The following is an 18,917-nucleotide window of genomic DNA, read 5'->3' on the forward strand; positions in this document are numbered from 1 at the left end:
GTCTCACCATATAAAGGAAGCAAACGAGTTTACGAATGCAAAAGGGGTGAAGAGACATGAAGCTTGGTGTATTTACCGTTCTATTTAGCGAGAAGTCGTTCGAAGAAATGCTGGATCATGTGAGGGCAGCAGGTTTAGAAGCGGTGGAAATCGGCACAGGCTGCTATCCGGGCAATGCGCACTGCAATCTGGATGAGCTGTTGGAAAATCCGGAAAAAAGACGAGCGTACAAAAAAGCAGTAGAGGATCGGGGATTGATAATCAGCGCACTCAGTTGTCACGGCAACCCATTGACACCAGAGAAAAGCTTTGCGCAGCAGTCCCACGATACGTTTGTGAAAACGGTACAGCTAGCCGAGATGCTGGAGGTGCCTGTGGTCAATTGCTTTTCTGGTACGGCAGGTGACCACGAAGGAGCGAAGTACCCAAGCTGGCCCGTTGCTCCTTGGCCCAATGAGTATCGCGACGTGCTCCATTGGCAATGGAACGAGAAGCTTATCCCGTACTGGCGCGAGTGGACTGCTTATGCGACTGAGCATCATGTCAAGGTTGCGTTGGAACTACATGGGGGCTTTCTCGTGCACACACCAGGCACACTGCTGAAGCTGCGGGAACAGGTAGGCGAGGGGATTGGGGCAAACTTCGATCCAAGTCACATGTGGTGGCAAGGAATTGATCCGGTAGCTGCGATCAAAATCTTGGGCAAAGAAAAAGCTATCTATCATTTCCATGCCAAAGACACGTATATTGACCAGGAAAAAGTGAACATGTACGGGTTGACGGATATGAATTCCTACGCCAATCTTCATGAACGTGCCTGGTATTTCCGAACCGTAGGCTATGGGCATTCCCAACAGACGTGGGCGGATATGATGAGTGCACTGCGTATGAATGGATACGATTATGTCGTGAGCATCGAGCACGAGGATGCCATCATGTCGATGGAAGAAGGTTTTCAGCGCGCTGTTCAAAACCTGCAGCAAGTCATCTTGCGAGAACCAGTCCAGAATCTATGGTGGGTGTAGGAGGGGAGAAAATGACGAGTCAACGCAAATGGAAAATCGGAATCATCGGTGCAGGGGGGATTACAGAAGCACACTTGGAGGCGATCAGAGAAGAGCCGCGAGCGGAGGTAGTTGCCATTGCAGATGTTTCCGCAGAAATGGCTGCCTATCGTGCGAAACGGCATGACATTCCACAGGTTTTCACCGAATATGAGACAATGCTACAAGAGTCTGATATAGATGCGATCATTGTTTGTGTCCCGAACTACTTGCATGCAGAGGCCACCAAAAGTGCGCTTGCAGCAGGCAAACACTTGCTGTGCGAAAAGCCGATGGCGATGAATGCCCAGGAAGCAGAAGAAATGATCGAAGCTGCAAAGAAAGCAGACAAAATCCTCATGGTCGCACAAAACAACCGATTCCGAAGCGATTCCCTGCAAGTCAAAGCATGGCTGAAGGCAGGCAAGCTGGGAAATATTTATCACGCCAAAACCGGTTGGGTCAGACGTAATGGGATTCCAGGATGGGGAAGCTGGTTTACGCAAAAAGAAAGGGCAGGCGGCGGTCCGTTGATTGATATCGGCGTACATATGCTCGATTTGACCTTATGGCTCTTGGATCATCCAAAGCCTGTATCCGTCCTCGGGCAAACGTACGCGCAATTTGGGCCTCACAAACGCGGCTTGTCAGAGTGGGGCACGATCGATGATACCGGTAAGTTTGACGTGGAAGATATGGCAGTGGCGATGATCACCTTTGAGAATGGATTGTCGCTTACGCTCGATGCAAGCTGGGCTTCTCACATCGAAGAGGAAAACGTTTTCCTTCAACTATATGGACAAGAAGGCGGGGCATCCCTTCGTTTATTGGATAACCAGTTCACGCTTTATCACGAGTGGAACGGCGTAACTGCCTCGACAGAATTAAAATCAAAGCCTCAAAAAGAGCGCGTACTCCTATTCCGTAATTTCGTAGACGCCATCGAAGGGAAAGCAGAGGTGCTCTGCACACCGGAACAAGCCTTGTACATCAACAGATTGATCGAAGCCATCTACGCATCCGCACAAAAAGGGGAAGCAGTCCGTTTCTAATATGAGCATAGGGGGTTACTTAGATGAAAGTTGCAAACAGACTTACATCCGTTGGACTTACCTTATTAATGGCCATCTCATTGGCAGCATGTTCTTCTACACCTCAGCAAGCATCTACGGATACAGCCCCATCACAGCCTTCAACACCAACCGCACCCAAAACAGAGCCAGCACAGCCCACAGACGAAAAAATCAAGCTTGTCTACGCACGCGGAAAAGACGCGACGGATTCCACCAAAAAGCTCGTGGAAGCTTTCCAAAAAAACCATCCAAATATCGAAGTAGAAATCCGTGAGATGCCTGCCGATTCCGGACAGAGTCATGATCAATACGTCACCATGTTCAGTGCGCAATCGTCCGAGATCGACGTGTTTGACCTCGATGTCATCTGGCCTGCTGAATTCGCACAAGCGGGTTATCTTCTGCCGCTCGACCGCCTGATGGAGCAAGATGGAATCGAGACTGGAAAATATATAAAAGGGGCCATGGATGCCGGGAACTTTGGCGGTCAGCAATGGACTATGCCCAAGTTTATCGACGCGGGACTCCTGTTTTACCGCAAAGATCTCGTATCCGAAGCACCAAAGACGTGGGATGACCTGATTGCCCAAGCGAAAACTACGAAGGGCAAGGGCGGCACGAAGTTCGGCTACCTGATGCAAGCCAAGCAATATGAAGGATTGGTTTGTAACTTTGTCGAGTTTAGTGCATCATACGGTGGGAAAATTTTGGATGAACAAGGAAAAGTAGCGGTCAACAATCCTGCTACGATCAAAGGATTGAAAAAAATGATCGAGGTCGTCAAATCTGATTTCGTCCCAACCAATATCACCACATTCATGGAGCCGGAATCACACACCGCATTCCTCGAGGGGCAGGCACCTTTTATCCGCAACTGGCCGTATCAGTTCGCGCTGGCGCAGGATCAGGCCCAGTCCAAAATCGTCGATCAAGTCGCGATCGCTCCACTGCCAGCAGGAGATGCAGGCTCGGCAGCAGCACTCGGCGGTTGGATGGGCGGAATCAACAAGTTCTCGAAGCACCCGAAAGAAGCATGGGAATTCCTCAAATTCATGACAGGTCCAGAGGGTCAGAAAATATCCGCGGTAGAAGGTGGGCTCGCCCCAACTTACCTGCCAGCCTACGAAGATGCCGATGTTCAAAAAGCCAGTCCGTTGTTTGCCAACAAAGACTTCGTCGATGGCGTAAGTGCTGCTGTATCTCGTCCAACGACTCCGATCTATCCAAAAATTTCGGAAGTAATCCAGATTGAAGTGTCCAAAGCACTCGCGGGACAGCAAACAGTCGAGCAAGCGGTGCAAAACATGGAAACGCAGATGAACGACTTGATGAAAAAATAAGCAGCAACATGTGGCGCTTCCAAGGAGGGCAAACCGGCTTCCTTGGAAGTTGCACAGCGATCAGTCTAACCCAAGCAAGCTTCTAGCGGGAAGGAAGGTGGTGAACGGATGAATCGATCAACCAAAAGGTCTCTTTCAGAAAAACAGATGGGGTATTTGCTGATTTTTCCTGCACTGCTCATCATACTTGTTATCGCGATTTGGCCTGTTATGCGATCCTTTTGGATCAGTCTGCACGATATCCGGTTGAACGACCCGACGAAATCAGAGATTCACTCTTCATATGGACTAGATATGGAACGCTACGTCAGTACGTTACCCAATTTGCTCCGGTATGTGAAGAGGGAGGCGGACTCTGCACAGGGGTCATCAAAGGAAAAACTGAACGCGCTCCAAGCGCAAATCGAACAAATGAACACTTCCCTCAACCAAACAGGCGAGGTCGCGAGCCGATACCAAATGATCGACCAGCTATTGCTTGACTTTAAACCAGTTCCCATAGAACTTAAATATGTGAGCCTCTCGAACGAACAAACAGAGTCTATCAAAACCAGCTTGGCGGAAGTCAGAGCGGTCCTTTTGCAAATGAGTGAACAAAAGCTGCTTTCGAAGCCAGAGGGTGCTCTTGGCGTGATCCAAGGCATTGAAGCTTCGATTATCGAGCCCAACTTTGTTGGTTTTACCTACTACAAGAAGTTTTTAACGGATGCTCGGATGTGGGGGGCTCTGTACAATACGGCGTTTTTTACCGTTATCTCCGTTGCCATTGAACTGGTGCTCGGCATATTGATTGCACTATTGATCAATCGACCTTTTCGCGGTCGGAGTCTTGTACGAGCAACCGTGCTAATACCGTGGGCGATTCCGACTGTGATCTCTGCGATGATGTGGAAGTTTTTGTACGATGGGCAAAATGGCATCGTCGCCTATCTTTTTGAGCAGGCAGGGCTGATCTCGGATATGGGAATGCTGCTAACAACAAAGGCTGGAGCCATGTTTTCCGTCATTTTGGCAGATGTGTGGAAGACGACGCCATTCATGGCCTTGCTTTTATTTGCAGGCTTGCAAACGATCCCGCAAAGCTTGTACGAGGCAGCTTCTGTCGACGGTGCCACCCGCACCCAGCAATTTTTTCGTATTACGCTTCCGATGCTGAAATCAACCATTCTGGTGGCGCTATTGTTTCGTACACTTGATGCGTTCCGCGTATTTGATTTGATTTACACGCTGACTGGTGGGGCACCCGGGAACTCGACTGAGACGATTTCCATCTACGCGTACAAAACGATGTTCGCTCAAATGAGCTTTGGGGAAGGCTCGGCGCTCGCAGTCATTGTCTTTTTGTGTGTGGTATTGATCTCCATCGGCTATGTCAAAATATTGGGAGCTGATCTGCTGAGTGATGGCAGCGGCAAATAAGGAGGTGATTGGATGCGCAAACACACGGGTCCCTTGTTTTACGTGGGTCTACTGTTATTCGTTTTTCTTGTGATGTTCCCGTTTTTATGGATTCTCCTCGCAGCATTGAAGCCACCAGCGGAGCTATTTGGGGAGCGAGCCTTTCATTTTATCATCCAAAATCCTTCGTTTGACAACTTTGTCCGCGTCTTTACGGAAAGACCGTTTGCCCGTTACTTGTGGAATTCGACTGTCGTGGCGACGTTAACCACACTCTACTCCATTACGATCGCTTCTTTTGCTGCATACGCAATTGCCTGGCTGTCCTTTCGGGGAAAGGCGATCATTTTGGGTGTCGTACTGGCTGTGTCCATGTTTCCGCAGATCGCTACCCTTTCACCTATTTTTATGTTCATGCAATCGATGGGCTTAACGAACAGCTACATCGGCCTGATCATTCCTTATACAACTTTCGCACTGCCGCTCGCAATCTGGAATCTGACCATCTTTTTCCGTAAAATACCGAGTGATTTGGGCGAAGCAGCCAAAGTAGACGGCGCGAGCATTTGGCAAACGATGACCAAAGTGTTTTTCCCACTCGCCATGCCCGGGGTTTTTACGACCGCCATCCTCGTTTTTATCGCAGCGTGGAATGAATTTTTGTTCGCCTTGACGTTGAATACACAGGAAGCGATGAAGACTGTGCCTGTGGGAATCGTCATGTTTCAGGGAATGTTTACAATCCCGTGGGGAGAAATATCGGCTGCCTCCATCATTGTGACGATCCCGTTAGTAGTGATGGTGCTGATTTTCCAGAGGCGGATTATCTCAGGATTGACTTCTGGGGCAGTCAAAGAATAAAAGGGAGTCATTCTATCATTTGTCCCGCAACTATGATTGTGATACGGTGGAAGCAGCTCTCAGAAAGCGAGTTGACGGACGCATGAATAATCTCACAAAATTTCAGATTAACAGGCCTGTCCATGAAGTGTTCGAAGCTTTCGTGGACCCGGCGAAAATCGGCAACTTCTGGTTCTCTTCCAGCTCGGCAAGGTGGGAAGTAGGGAAGAACATTACGTTATTCTACGATATTTACAATGCAGAAGTAGGGATTACCGTTCACGAAATCCAAGTGAATAAACGAATCGTTTTCCAGTGGGCGGGAGAAGAAAATACCGTAACGATTATGTTAAACGCGTTGGATGAAGCCAGGACGATCATTGAAGTGAACGAAGAGGGCTTTCAAGAAGATGATCCTATGCTCCTTCAAAAAATGATCGACAATAAAGAAGGCTGGGTGTACGTATTAAGCTGTTTGAAGGGGTATCTGGAGCATGGGATCAAGACATTAAGAGAAGGGCTTGTGAAATAGGTCTGGTCATAGCCCCAGGCTGGGCTTGCTGAAAAATAAAGAAATCGATTGTAACGATTAATCACGAGGAAGAACCGTCAAGAATGCACTGACGGTTCTTTGTGCTGGTTGTCGTCTTCTCGATACTATTCCTTGATTTCACTCCATCTGAACGATCCGTTTACGGCGTCGACGGTTGGCCAATCCTTGCTCGTATCGAGTTTGTAGGCGAGGTGTTTACTTAGAATTAAATCCGTTTATCAACTGGAATATTTTTCATTTACATACTGTTTTATCCATAATATTATCGAGTCAGTCAACGAATCGTTGATTACCAAAAATTTCTAGGAGGGATTCATAATTCATACTAAAAAAGCTATTGCTAAAGCTACTGCCGTTTCTGTTTTTTTACTTTCAATGCTGTTGAATGCTGGGAATGCAAGTGCAGATGTGATTAGTGCGCTGCCGCAGAATGCATCGCAATTAGAACTGGAGTTTGTACCGATATATGACTATGATAAAGATGGATGCTATGCGACCTCAGCAATAACTCCTGAGGGGAGGACGAATCCCGGTCTAGCCCTAGGTGGAGACGTGAACGGGAAATGCCGAGACCCTCGACAGCTCGAAAACTCAAATACCTATTCCAGATCCAAAACGAATAACGGTTGGACTGCGATTATGTATGCTAGCTATTTTGAAAAAGATCAGTCTACTCTTGGTCCAGCGGCGAGTGGACACAGACACGACTGGGAACATGTGGTGGTGTGGATTCAAGATAATCAAATCCAATATGTGTCCCGTTCAGAACATCGTGGTTGGAAAGTAGATCCTCGATCCAATGTATTGTTTGAAAACAATCACCCAAAAGTGGTTTACCACAAAGATGGAGGTTCCACTCATTTTATTCGTCTGGCAAACAGTAATGACGAACCACCTGAGAATTATACAGGTAAATGGTTTTCACCACCGTTAGTTGGATGGGATGGTTATCCGAACGTTCAAGTACGAAATACACTGATGCAAACAGACTTTGGAGACGCAACGATTAAAATCAATGATGAACGATTCAATGACGCCCTTAACAGTGCAAAACCTTCGGGGATTCCTTTTGATGCTTATGCAGATGATTCAAAGCGTAACTTTGTAACATTTTTTGAAGATGATTCAGGCACAGGTCAATCTTTTAGAGATTCAGTCTCAAGAAACTGGGTGGGAAGTTATCCAGGCGGAGCATACTTTGAAGATAAAATTTCTAGTGTCAAATTGGACCCACACACAAGGCTTGTGGGGTATCAACATTCGAATAAGGGTGGATATAGACATACGATCATTAATGATAGTAATGATGTGAAAACCTACGATCTCACTACCTTTAATGATACGATATCGTCGTACGAAATTGATCCACTTCCACAGCATAGTGTAACGTTTTTACAACATCCTTATAATAATAACGGCAATTCAGGATATTACTATACAGAAACAGTCTCACAACCGTCATTCGCCAATAGCCCAATTGGTAGTTCTTTTAACGATATGGCTTCAACTGTGATTGTAGGAGCATATACGAAAGTGGAGCTTTTTGAACATGCAAACTATGGTGGGGCTAAAAAAGAATATGTAAATGATACGAATGCTGAACAGGTATTTATCTTGGAAGGTTTTCATGACAAAGCATCATCATTTAAAATTAGCAATACACGCTGATTTGGAGAAAAGGTATGTTTCAAAGAAAGATTTGTAGGACAGAGCTCAAAACACCTTGCAAGTTTAAACAACCAGTCGTCGGAATTCAACCGGCAACTGGTTGTTTCGTTTCATCGGGAAACCTTCCAGGCAACAACTTCAATGTTGAACAGGTCTTGAATTACAGAAAGGTAGTAATCTATACGTTTGGCTTGTACCGGGTTTTTATTTTTGCACTATTTGATTCCGAGGCTACGTTTTTTTCGCACGAGCGTGGATATGTTCACTTGCAACTTATCCGCACATTGCTGCATGGTGTCGGTCTCTTTCAAGAGGCGTTGGATATACGCACGTTCAAACCGTTCGACTGCTTCTTTTAGCGGCAACAGCTCATCCATTTTGGCGAGATGGAGCGGCAGGGCTGTCTGCTGGGTATTGCGAATGGACGCAGGCAACTGATCAAATGTAATTCGCCCATTTTCACACATGTGGAAAGAACGTTCCACCACATTTTTCAACTCGCGTGTATTCCCCGGCCAATCATAATCCATCAGCGCCTCCAACGCATCTGTTTCGATCCGCATTTCTTGCTGGTACTTCCATTCGAGCTTTTTCAAATAGTAGAAAATGAGAGCCGGAATATCCTCGCGGCGCTCACGCAAGGGTGGAATGGTGAGGGCTAGTACGTTTAGCCGGTAGAACAAATCCTGCCGAAAACGCTTTTGTTCGACCATCGCTTCCAAGTCGCTATTGGTGGCAGCGATGATTCGCATGTTAACCTGACGTGATGTTTTTCCCCCGAGTCTGCGAATCCGCCCATCCTGCAAGACATTCAAGAGCTTCACCTGTAAAGGAAAAGGGAGGTCTCCAATCTCATCGAGAAAAATGGTTCCTCGATCCGCGAGTTCAAACAATCCCTCCTTCGATTGACTTGCCCCCGTAAAGGCGCCTTTCTCATAGCCAAACAATTCAGACTCGAGCAAATGCTCGGGAATGGCCCCGCAATTTATCTTAATGAATTCCCCTGTACGTCCGCTTTGGGCGTGAATGTAGTTCGCCATGACATCCTTACCGACACCAGACTCGCCTAGCAAGAGAACGGGGGAGTCGTTGGTCGCAAATCGTTTGGCGAGTGAAGTGATTCGATGCATGAGCCCACTGCGATAAATGATCTGCTCATCAAAGTCACCATCGGTTTGGATATGCTGCAACGCTCTTTGATACGCGGAACTGATTTGACGTGTTTCCTCCAGCTCCTTCTGAAGCTGATTCAACTCTGTTACGTCACGTACATTTCCTACCACAAACAATAATTCCTGGTTTGGATCGAGCAGCGGGGTAGCCGTATTGATCGCTTGCCTTCCGTTCGCATAATCGATCACGACACTATGCGTTTGTTTTGTCAAAATCGTACGTACAGCAGAAGAGTCAGGAACCAGATGCATTTCTTTTTGCTCCATAAAGCTAAAATTATTCAAGATGTCGGCTGGAACTCCCGTGATGTTCAAGTACGCCTCATTGTAGAGCAGGACGTAGCCGTTACGGTCACAGATCGCCAATCCATCGTGGGACGTACTGAATATGGTCGTCAGCAATTTTGCGAGCTCATGATTGTCACTGGCCTGGAAATACTTGGTTTGATACATCGAAGTCCTCCTAAATAGGCTTGTAAACGGAATAATCAGAATTAATCATTCGTGTGCAATAATGCATATGCAAAAATGATCATTCTCGAAGTGTTTTGTTGTGAAATCGCTTTCAATTGTTTGGCATGCTACTTGCTCTTCTATAGGGAGGAAAGCAGAAGCAAGATGAGCAGAATCACATGATCGAAAAAGAGAGGGATGATTCCATGTCTTCATTATATCAGGTATTGAGTCCAACGGGTGAGCTGGTAGGTGATCTCAAGGGGCAATTAGACGAGGCGACGATGATCAAGATGTATGAAAATATGGTGCTTGTTCGCCAGTTTGACCGCAAGTCGATTAACCTGCAACGACAAGGAAGAATGGGCACGTATGCTCCCTTTGAAGGGCAGGAAGCTTCGCAAGTCGGCAGCGCGATGGCATTGACACCTGGAGATTGGCTTTTCCCAACTTATCGAGACCATGCGGCAGCGATCGTCCATGGTCAAACCATGGCACGAGTGTTCCTCTATTGGATGGGTCACATGGAAGGGAGTATCAGCCCGAAACATTTGCACATCATGCCGCCATGTGTACCGATCGCGACTCAAATGGTTCATGCGGTAGGGACTGCTTGGGCGAGCAAGCTGCAAAGCGAAAAGCATGTCAGCATCGCCTACTTTGGTGACGGAGCAAGCTCAGAAGGCGACTTTCATGAGGCATTGAACTTTGCAGGCGTGTTTCAAACACCGACCATCTTCTTCTGTCAAAATAACGGCTTCGCGATCAGTGTTCCGTTTTCCCAGCAGTCTGCATCGAAAACAATTGCACAGCGTTCGGCCGCTTATGACATCCCTGGGATTCGGATAGACGGCAATGATATCTTCGCTGTTTGGCTGACCATGAAAGAAGCCATGCAACGTGCGTTAGAAGGTAAGGGACCGACGTTGATTGAAGCGGTGACATTCCGCTATGGTGCACATACAACCGCAGATGATCCGAAGAAATACCGGGATCAAGAGAGCTTGTCCGAGGAATGGCGTCAAGAGCGCGACCCACTCCAACGAGTGCGTGTGTATCTGGAGAATCAAGGGTTGTGGAACGAAACGAAGGAAGCAGATCTGATAGCACGGGTGAATGAACAGATCGACGCAGCTCTTGTCGAAGCAGAGAGCTATCCGAAGTCCAAACCGGAAGACATGTTCAAGCACGTCTACGCTGAACCATCGTGGATGGCAACCGAACAGGAGAGCGAGCTCGTCAAGCCATCGAAGCAGGAGGGAATCCCGGCATGAAACGCAAACTGACAATGATTCAAGCCATTACGGAAGCCACGGATCAAAAATTGGCAGATGATTCACGCATCATGCTGCTTGGCGAGGATATTGGCGTGAATGGTGGCGTGTTCCGGGCGACTGAAGATTTGATTCACAAGTACGGTCCGGACCGTGTAGTGGACACGCCGCTTGCTGAGGCAGGAATCATCGGGGCGGCGATCGGCCTTGCCATGAACGGGAAAATTCCTGTGGTCGAAATTCAATTCCTTGCCTTTATTTATCCGGGCTTTGAGCAAATTGTTTCTCATGCTGCGCGCATGCGCTATCGGACTCGCGGACAGTATCATGTACCGATGGTCATACGCACGCCGTACGGGGCGGGGATTCGCGGTCCTGAGCTGCATTCGGAGAGTGTCGAAACGTTTTTTGCCCATGTGCCGGGCTTAAAGGTTGTGGCACCAAGTACACCGTATGATGCAAAAGGCTTGTTGATTGCAGCAATGGAAGATCCTGATCCGGTTATTTTTTTGGAGCCGACCAAGCTCTATCGCGCATTTAAACAAGAAGTACCGGAAGAAATGTATCGTGTGCCGATCGGAAAAGCGAAGGTCGTCCAGGAAGGCTCGGATGTATCCATTTTTGCTTGGGGAGCGATGCTTCGTGTCGCAGAGGATGCTGCGAAACAGATCGAGCGCGAAAACGGCTTGAGCTGTGAAATCATTGATCTGCGCACGCTCTATCCATTGGATCGGGATACGATCATCGCCTCGGTCAAAAAGACTGGACGTGCAGTTGTCGTACACGAAGCGCATAAGACTGCTGGGTTGGGTGCAGAGATCATCTCCATAATTAATGATGAAGCATTGATCTACATGAAGGCTCCCGTGAAACGGATTACCGGATTTGACGTGCCGGTCCCGCAATTCAGCATTGAGGATGACTACTTGCCAACGACTGAACGCGTGAAGGACGGAATTATGGAAACGGCTACGTTTTAAGAGAAGGAGCGAGTCATATGGTTGAGTTCAAGCTTCCTGATGTTGGAGAAGGTATGCATGAAGGAGAAATCGTAAAAGTGCTGGTTCGCACGGGTGAATCCGTGCAACAGGATCAGCCGCTGCTGGAGGTGCAGACAGACAAGGTGAATGCCGAGTTGTCCGCGCCAGTGACTGGCATCATACGTGAAATTTTCATATCGGAAGGGGAAACAGTAGAGGTTGGAACTACCCTTCTCGTTATAGATGCAGGTACGGAAGCAAAGGCGGAAGAGACAAAGCTTCCAGAAAAGGTCGTAAACCCGGATAAGACAGTCAATTTTGCACCAGCTCGTGCTGATCACCGCCGCTCATTGGCTACGCCATACGTTCGGCAGTTGGCACGGGAGATGAAGCTGGATATCGAGTTGGTTACGGGTACAGGAGCAGCAGGGCGTGTGACGGAAGAAGATTTGCGCCAATTCGCCAATCGACTGCAAAAATCAGCACCAGCTAAGTTTCCGACGTCGGCTACTGGCAATGAGCGTCAGTTGGAGGAAAGTACAGTGCCGATTGGGACTGAACCAGTTGTTCAGCCGAAAACAGGTACCGCTACTCGTGCAGCCACCTCATCGCAGGGAGATATCGAACGGCTACCGCTAAAAGGCATCCGAAAAAAGATTGCCGAGCATATGGTGAAATCAGTCACAATCATCCCGCATGTTACTTCTGTTGATGAGCTGGAGATGGATCAGCTGCGTGCTTTGCGCGAAAAGATAAAGCCACATGCGGATAAACGGAATATCAAGCTGACCTTCCTGCCGTTCTTTATCAAAGCGCTGGTCATTGCACTGAAGGAATTCCCGACACTGAACGCATCGATTGACGAACGTACGAATGAAATCCTGCTCAAGCGCTTTTACCATATCGGCATTGCAACCGATACGCCTGAGGGCTTGATCGTACCAGTCATCAAGGATGCAGACCACAAATCGATTTTTCAACTCGCAGAAGAAATCGATCAACTGGCACGCTTGGCTCGCGAAGGCAAACTGACCATGGAGCACATAACAGGTGGCACCTTCACGATCAGCAATGTAGGTCCAATCGGGGGACTGCAAGCAACGCCAATCATTAATCACCCCGAAGTGGCGATTATCAGTCTGCACAAAATGGAGAAGCGCTGGGTCGTGCGTGAGGATGAAGGGGTCATTCGCTGGATGATGAACCTGTCACTTTCGTTTGATCATCGCCTGATCGATGGCGTGACGGCGGTACGTTTTACCAACCGGATCAAGGAGCTGCTGGAAGATCCGAATCTATTGTTTGCGGAGATGGTATAGATGGTAGTCGGCGAAGTAGCAGTCGAAACAGATGTGGTTGTCATCGGTGGTGGGCCAGGAGGTTATGCAGCCGCTATTCGTCTCGGACAACTGGAGAAATCGGTCGTTCTGATTGAAAAGGAAGTGCTGGGTGGGGTCTGCTTGAATCGCGGATGCATCCCGTCGAAAGCTTTGATTCATACAGCAGGCGAATACCACAAGCTAAGTAGTCTGAATAAGCTTGGAATCCAACTGCCGACGGGGAAAGCGACCTTCCATATGCCGAGCTGGCAAACGTGGAAGTCTTCTGTCGTTGATCAACTGAACAAAGGCGTCGATTATCTCTGTCAGGCCAATAATGTTACAGTCGTGAAGGGGAAAGCGACATTTCTCTCGAGTGATCGGATTGGTGTAGAGACGGGTAATGATTTTGAAACGTACAAATTTAAACAAGCGATTATCGCGACAGGATCACGTCCATACATTCCATCGTTTTTGAAAACAGATGGAGAATACATTCTGGATTCTACCGATATGCTGGCACTGGATGAAGTACCGGAAACACTGGCCATAATCGGCGGTGGCTATATTGGTATGGAGCTCGGGATGGCGTTCGCCAAGCTTGGATCGCAGGTGACTATCATTGAGGCAACCGAGCACATTTTGCCGCAAACAGCCGCCCATCTTTCTCAGGAAGTGCTTAAGCAGGCGAAACAGCTCGGGATGACGGTAAAGATCGCGACAAAAGTAGAGCAGGCTGAGGTAGCAAACGGAAGCGTTACACTCGTATGTACTTCGGAAAAGAACGGTTCCGAAAGTATCACCGTACACAAAACGCTCGTCACTATAGGGCGAGTGCCTAACACAGGTGAACTCGGACTTGCGCAGGTGGGAGTAGAAATGGACGAGCGCGGCTATATTCCCGTGACATCGACTGGCAGTACAAACAAGTCGCATATTTATGCCATCGGCGATGTCACACCTGGCCCTGCGTTAGCCCATCGTGCAACGAAGCAAGGGATTGTGGCAGCCGAGGTGATCGCAGGGCTACCTAGCAGCGTAGATTCCCCGTATGTACCTTATGTGATTTTTACTGAGCCGCAAATAGCTGGCGTGGGGATGACACGCGAAGAGGCAGAGCTTCAAGGGCACAAAGTCAAGGCAGCGGTGTTCCCTTATCGGGCGAATGGCAGAGCACTCGCCATGGATGAAGGAGAAGGCTTTGCAGAAGTGATTGTGGATCAAGAAAGCCATTTATTGTTGGGAATGCACGTTGTAGGTGCTGATGCATCAAACCTGATCGGGGAAGGTGTATTGGCACTTGAGCTTGCTGCACGTGTAGAAGATGTGGCGTTAACCATGCATCCCCATCCCACATTAAGCGAGGTATGGCTGGAAGCTGCCGAAGCGGTATTAGGCCATGCCATTCATGTCGTAAACAAATCAAAAGTAGCTGTGAGCAAATAGGTTTATCGTGAAACCTTAAAGTCTAGTGACGGATAGTCTTGACAATGATCAGCCTCGGAGCCTGTCAAGATTAGCACTTGCATGAATGTGCTACGCTTGAATTAATCTCGTGCAAAGGATGTGTGGTCATTATGAAATTGAATCACGTCAATCTTACCGTTACGGATGTTCCAGCTGCTTCGGATTTCTTGGAGAAATATTTTGGTTTGAAAAAGTTAGATACGTCGGATGATGCCCGTGGCGATAATTTTGGCGTCCTATTTGACGATAATGGCCTGGTGTTTACCTTGATGAAGGGGGCCGAAGTCCAATATCCCAAGACATTTCATATCGGCTTCATCCAGGAGAGCGAAGAGAAAGTAAATGAAATCAATCAACGCTTAAAAGAAGATGGTTTCAAAGTAGCAGCGCCAGTAAGATCGCATGGTTGGACCTTCTATGTGAAAGCTCCTGGTGGATTTACAGTTGAGGTACTTGCATAACGCGTATACACATAGTCGACAGCCTTCTTTTTCTCACAAGAAAAGGGGGCTCTCTTTTTTTCCATAATGGAATCCCAATTGATAAGCACGATCCAACAACTGCTCGATATGCGCAGGATTTTGCGCCAAGGTGTCATAAAGGATCTCAACCCTCGAATCGTCTATTCCGACGTAACTGGAGATTCCGACATTGAGGTGATGTGCCATCATTTGGTCATAACTTCTTTTTTGAAAATGATCCTCAGGAGCTGCTGCGAGACCGATCCACAATGCATGCTTATGATGTAGTTTACGTGAACCATAAGCAAACCCATTGTTCCAGACGCGATCGATATATCCTTTTAGCATGGCAGGCATGCTGAACCACCAGATCGGAAAAATAAAGGCTAGCGCGTCGTGCTTTTTCATGCGCTCCATTTCAATCTCGACCTCTTCGGAATATTTCTTATCGCCATTGTTCCAATCTGGCTCATCTTCCTCCCATAAAACAGGGTGAAAACCACTGCGATGTAAATCTAAAACTTCCACCTCATGTCCTGCATCTTTTAGGCCCTGAACGAAACGTTCTGCAACGGCAAAGGTCAAGGAATTGGTTCGTGGATGGGTAACAACTGTCAGTACTCTCATTTTCATACACCCTCTATTTCTGTATTAATTTGTACACCAAAATCTTTTTGATGGGGTTGATAGCAAAACTCCATGGACTGTCAGATGGGCGCCCATCTTCTATGGTGCTGGTATATCCGAATCATGCACCATATAATGGAATGTGAAAAGTACGCACTTTTTTGTGCTTTTGATACCAAAAAGTAACATAGGAACAAAAAGGTTCCTGAAAAAATCATAAGCAATGAGGGAGGACAGCCAATCGATGAGACCAAAGCTCAAACATACATACCAGATTCCTTCTGAAGCAACGCTAGATGTTTTAGGCGGTAAATGGAAAACCTTGATTTTATGTCAGTTATACTACGGCCCAAAAAGAACGAGTGAATTGAAAAAACAAATGCCGGATATTAGTCAAAAAATCCTGACACAGCAGCTTCGCGAGCTAGAAGAGGACGGAATTGTCATCAGGACTGTGTACAGCCAAGTACCGCCAAAGGTCGAGTATGAATTGAGTGAATTGGGTGAAACGCTCAAACCAATTATGGATCTCATGTGTGAATGGGGCGAGCGTTACCTACGGGGGGAAATACCGGGGAAAGAGTCTTAAATACTGATCGGTCGAAGGAGGAACAATCACGTGCATTCACCTTTGTTTCCACTTGCAGACCCTGCAAAGATGCGTTTAGATACAGAGCTTTTCATGGAACTTGACAGAAAGATCAGAAAAGAAAAAGTCGTCAGTTGCCTTATCATTCAAGAGGGGTATCTGGCTTACGAATATCATAAAAACAAGAAGCAAGCGCAAAAACTTCAAAAGATCAATTCTTGCACCAAAAGCTTTATCTCGGCGCTTATCGGGATTGCATTGGAGCAAGGACTGATCGCTGGTTTAGATACACCTATCACTTCCTACTTTCCCTATTTAGAGCAAAAGTCTGTCGATCCCGTTAAACGTTCCATTACCTTGTTTCATTTGCTCACGATGACACCCGGCTTTGATTGGCCAGAGTTCGGTGAGTGGCAATCATTTCCCATGATGCTCTACAGCCCCGATTGGGTGCGATTTGTGCTGGATCGGCCACTGCTGGAACAACCGGGAGAGAAGATGAATTACAATTCTGGTTGTTCACATTTATTGTCTGCCATCCTGCAAAAGGCAACAGGAATGAGCACATATGAGTTTGCTAAAAAGCATCTCTTTCAACCTCTGAACATCGAAGATTCGTATTGGTATTCTGACAGACAGGGGATTCATAACGGAGCTGACGGATTACGACTTACTTCGCGTGATATGGCAAAGCTAGGGTTACTCTATCTGCAAGGCGGTCAATGGCAAGAAAAGCAAATCGTTTCAGCAGCGTGGGTTCAAGAATCGATTCAGCCAAAATTTCGGACATATGAGAGGATTGGGTCTTACGGCTTGCATTGGTGGAGCGACAGAATCGATCCAAGCAAGGATTGGACAGAGGACAACTACTATTATTTTGCCCTTGGCTTTGGGGGGCAGTACATACTGATTGTTCCTTCAAGAAAAATGGTTGTTGTATTCAGCAGTGAGCTGTACGACCATTCATTGCGGCCGCTTGCTTTATTCAGACAGTACATACTTGCAGCGAAATAGAACGAAAACCAGTTCAGGACACGAGCAGGTCCTTCGAACTGGTTTTCCTATTTACAGAAACATTTTACATGGACGTTTCGTCTGTATGGACAAGAGTTTTACTGGCATGGAATTGCAGGCGATACAGCATCCAGACTCCCATGATGAGAATGGCTAGCAGGAGGAAGATGTTGCTGTACACAGATGCTGCCGGGTTTGTTACCAGCGGATTGATCTTCATCGCTGCCGTTTGGTTGTCCAGTGCTTTTCCAATCAGGCTCATAGCAACGGCACCTGAGATGAAGTTGAGCATCGAGAATAGTCCCATGCCGACGCCTGTCTGTTCTTTCACGAGAGTTCTCGAAAGTGTATTGGACAAGGCAATTTGCATGAAGGTTTGACCGACATTGCCCAAAATAAGAATGACAGCAATGGCGATTGGCGAGATGCCGACGAAGGTCGAGAGCAGGCTGAAGCATATGAGCATAAAGAAAGCAGCAAGCGAGACAACAAAGAAGTTCCCGCGTTCATCTGCGAGCAGACCGCCTTTGCGACCCATGAGTGCAGAGGCAATTGCGGCAGGGAAAAGTACAAATCCAATGCTCCCGGCAGACAACTGATTGAGTGCGCTCAAAAATTGCGGGGTCATGAACATGACGCTAAAGCTCAAGGCTGTCGAAATAAAAGCGATGAACAAGCCTACTGAAAAGTTTCGATTGCGGAATAATGCGGGTTGAAGAAAGGGATGTTCGGCAGTCCGAATCCGCACGATGAACATGGCCAGCAGCACAATACCTCCTGCGAATAACAGTCCGCTGCTCTCGGTAATCGACAGAAGAAACAAGGCAACCGTTGAAGCCAATAGTCCTCCTCCGAGAAAGTCAATCGACCCAGGGGCTCCCTTTTCATCGTCCAAATATTTGCGGAAGAACGGGAGAGTAAGGAGCGGCAGCAAAGAAATAAGAAACAGCATGCGCCAGCTTCCAAAGCTAGCCATTAGTCCCGCCACCACCGGACCAAACGCATTTCCCAAGGCAAGTCCGACAGCAGAAGTACCGAGAGCTCGTCCTCGTTGTTCAGGGGCGAAATAGCGAATCGGAATAATCATGGCGGTCGCTGGCAGAACAGATGCACCAGAGGCTTGCAGGATGCGTCCAAGAATGATCATCCAATATTCCGTGGCGAGCATCCCTGCAATAGAGCCGACAGCGAAAATGAGGAGACCGTATGTCAGAAGGTCCTTGAGCCTATATTGGTCAGCGAGCTTGCCAAAAACAACCGAGCCGATGGCATAGACGACCATGTACCCTGTCATAATCCAACTGACCTGCGATGGCATCAGATGGAATTCCTGTGCAATTTCCGGTAAAGCAACATTAAACATCGTTCCATTCATGACCGAAAAAATCAAGGTGACGACAAGGACTCGAAGGAGCTTGTTGCTATTCTCCATGGCAAAATCGGAGTGGTTCATGTGTATTCCTCCATTTCCAGGGTAGTTCTCAAAGGCATTCAGGTCGCACAATGTTGCATATAGCGTAAGATTCGCTACAATAATGAGAATACCGACGAAATTAGTGCGTGAACCTCATAGTGAGCTACCTCACTAAAAAACTATAAAATAGTGAGTAACCTCTGTAAATGAGGGTATTCGTTTTTCGCACAAT

The 18,917-nt window shown here is 47.5% G+C and carries 17 protein-coding genes; 14 read left to right on the plus strand and 3 right to left on the minus strand.

Annotated features, from left to right (window positions below; all coding sequences use genetic code 11):
* Positions 1–56 precede the first annotated feature (56 nt).
* The 7 genes from AB432_RS14495 to AB432_RS14525 all read left to right on the plus strand — a co-directional run bounded on the left by AB432_RS14495 (position 57) and on the right by AB432_RS14525 (position 7,915).
* Entirely contained in the window at positions 57–1,025 is a 969-nt protein-coding gene (locus AB432_RS14495) for a sugar phosphate isomerase/epimerase family protein (protein WP_048032877.1), read from the plus strand.
* Between the two features lie 11 nt (positions 1,026–1,036).
* The gene (locus tag AB432_RS14500) at positions 1,037–2,095 is read left to right on the plus strand and encodes a Gfo/Idh/MocA family protein (protein WP_048032878.1); all 1,059 of its coding nucleotides are present in this window, start codon (positions 1,037–1,039) and stop codon (positions 2,093–2,095) included.
* Between the two features lie 23 nt (positions 2,096–2,118).
* Entirely contained in the window at positions 2,119–3,456 is a 1,338-nt protein-coding gene (locus tag AB432_RS14505; protein ID WP_048032879.1) for an ABC transporter substrate-binding protein, read from the plus strand.
* Between the two features lie 108 nt (positions 3,457–3,564).
* Positions 3,565–4,875, plus strand: a complete 1,311-nt coding sequence (locus AB432_RS14510; protein ID WP_048032880.1) for a carbohydrate ABC transporter permease — start codon at positions 3,565–3,567, stop codon at positions 4,873–4,875.
* Positions 4,876–4,887: 12 nt separating this feature from the next.
* A complete protein-coding gene (locus AB432_RS14515) occupies positions 4,888–5,715 on the plus strand; it encodes a carbohydrate ABC transporter permease (protein ID WP_048032881.1) in 828 nt (275 codons plus the stop codon).
* 19 nt (positions 5,716–5,734) lie between these two features.
* Positions 5,735–6,226 (plus strand): SRPBCC family protein, encoded by a 492-nt coding sequence (locus AB432_RS14520; RefSeq protein ID WP_048032882.1) that lies wholly within the window; start codon positions 5,735–5,737, stop codon positions 6,224–6,226.
* Between the two features lie 396 nt (positions 6,227–6,622).
* The gene (locus tag AB432_RS14525; RefSeq protein WP_082195925.1) at positions 6,623–7,915 is read left to right on the plus strand and encodes an NPP1 family protein; all 1,293 of its coding nucleotides are present in this window, start codon (positions 6,623–6,625) and stop codon (positions 7,913–7,915) included.
* A 215-nt stretch (positions 7,916–8,130) separates the two neighbouring features.
* On the opposite strand, the gene AB432_RS14530 is transcribed toward AB432_RS14525, so the two are convergent.
* On the minus strand, positions 8,131–9,540 hold the full coding sequence (locus AB432_RS14530; protein WP_048032883.1) for a sigma-54 interaction domain-containing protein: 1,410 nt from the start codon (positions 9,538–9,540) through the stop codon (positions 8,131–8,133).
* A 206-nt stretch (positions 9,541–9,746) separates the two neighbouring features.
* Here AB432_RS14530 and pdhA point away from each other — a divergent pair, with 206 nt between their 5' ends.
* The 5 genes from pdhA to AB432_RS14555 all read left to right on the plus strand — a co-directional run bounded on the left by pdhA (position 9,747) and on the right by AB432_RS14555 (position 15,041).
* On the plus strand, positions 9,747–10,814 hold the full coding sequence (pdhA, locus tag AB432_RS14535) for a pyruvate dehydrogenase (acetyl-transferring) E1 component subunit alpha (RefSeq protein ID WP_048035812.1): 1,068 nt from the start codon (positions 9,747–9,749) through the stop codon (positions 10,812–10,814).
* Entirely contained in the window at positions 10,811–11,794 is a 984-nt protein-coding gene (locus tag AB432_RS14540; protein WP_048032884.1) for an alpha-ketoacid dehydrogenase subunit beta, read from the plus strand. Before pdhA ends, AB432_RS14540 begins: the two co-directional genes overlap by 4 nt.
* Positions 11,795–11,811: 17 nt before the next feature.
* Positions 11,812–13,113 carry a dihydrolipoamide acetyltransferase family protein gene (locus tag AB432_RS14545; RefSeq protein ID WP_048032885.1) on the plus strand — a complete coding sequence of 434 codons (1,302 nt, stop codon included), beginning with the start codon at positions 11,812–11,814 and terminating at the stop codon, positions 13,111–13,113.
* Positions 13,114–14,559, plus strand: coding sequence for a dihydrolipoyl dehydrogenase (lpdA, locus tag AB432_RS14550; RefSeq protein ID WP_048032886.1), 1,446 nt, complete (start codon positions 13,114–13,116; stop codon positions 14,557–14,559). It abuts the gene before it with no gap.
* Positions 14,560–14,690: 131 nt separating this feature from the next.
* A complete protein-coding gene (locus AB432_RS14555; protein WP_048032887.1) occupies positions 14,691–15,041 on the plus strand; it encodes a VOC family protein in 351 nt (116 codons plus the stop codon).
* 33 nt (positions 15,042–15,074) lie between these two features.
* On the opposite strand, the gene AB432_RS14560 is transcribed toward AB432_RS14555, so the two are convergent.
* The gene (locus tag AB432_RS14560) at positions 15,075–15,668 is read right to left on the minus strand and encodes an NAD(P)H oxidoreductase (RefSeq protein WP_048032888.1); all 594 of its coding nucleotides are present in this window, start codon (positions 15,666–15,668) and stop codon (positions 15,075–15,077) included.
* A gap of 244 nt (positions 15,669–15,912) precedes the next feature.
* On the opposite strand from AB432_RS14560, the gene AB432_RS14565 reads away from it, so the two are divergent.
* Positions 15,913–16,257, plus strand: a complete 345-nt coding sequence (locus AB432_RS14565) for a winged helix-turn-helix transcriptional regulator (RefSeq protein WP_007721669.1) — start codon at positions 15,913–15,915, stop codon at positions 16,255–16,257.
* Between the two features lie 30 nt (positions 16,258–16,287).
* Positions 16,288–17,271 (plus strand): serine hydrolase domain-containing protein, encoded by a 984-nt coding sequence (locus tag AB432_RS14570; protein ID WP_235617692.1) that lies wholly within the window; start codon positions 16,288–16,290, stop codon positions 17,269–17,271.
* Between the two features lie 64 nt (positions 17,272–17,335).
* Here AB432_RS14570 and AB432_RS14575 read toward each other — a convergent pair whose 3' ends face one another.
* A complete protein-coding gene (locus tag AB432_RS14575) occupies positions 17,336–18,724 on the minus strand; it encodes an MFS transporter (RefSeq protein WP_048032889.1) in 1,389 nt (462 codons plus the stop codon).
* Positions 18,725–18,917: the final 193 nt, after the last annotated feature.

The organism is Brevibacillus brevis (genome assembly GCF_001039275.2).
Lineage (GTDB): Bacteria > Bacillota > Bacilli > Brevibacillales > Brevibacillaceae > Brevibacillus > Brevibacillus brevis_C.